This is a genomic window from Methylobacterium sp. E-045 (assembly GCF_022829685.1).
GTDB lineage: Bacteria > Pseudomonadota > Alphaproteobacteria > Rhizobiales > Beijerinckiaceae > Methylobacterium.
On the sequence record NZ_JAKSYE010000079.1, the window covers coordinates 1 to 386 of the forward strand.

A 386-nucleotide genomic window follows, 5' to 3' on the forward strand; every position below is an offset into this window, starting at 1 on the left:
TGGCGCCCGAATTCAGCACGGAGCCGGCCGGGAGGTTGTAACGGTTGCTGTCGTTGCCAGCGTCGAAGCCGTAACCGGCGTTGATACCGAAGTAGGCACCCGGCCAGGTGAAACCACGCAGCGGCCAGACGACAGGAGGAGCAGGGCGAAGCGGAAGGTCGACGGCGGTTGCCGCTGCCGGTAGTGCCGTGAAAGCCGCGAAAGACGTAAGAAGATTTTTCATCGTTGATCCCAATAGATTTGCCCGATCCACGATCAAACTAGTCGATTATGGGCAGCCGAGTTGTAGCGCAGGAGCCAAACCCAATGTCCGATGCCACAAGTGTGGCCGGCGCGGTGAAAAACGGGGATTGTCGTGCTGTCGATCATAGGCAGGGACGCCGTCC

Annotated in this window: 1 pseudogene; it reads right to left on the reverse strand. The window is 59.8% G+C overall.

Annotated elements, in window-relative coordinates:
- Positions 1 to 223: pseudogene (locus tag MKK51_RS12965) on the reverse strand (porin family protein); the annotation flags it as partial.
- Positions 224 to 386: the final 163 nt, after the last annotated feature.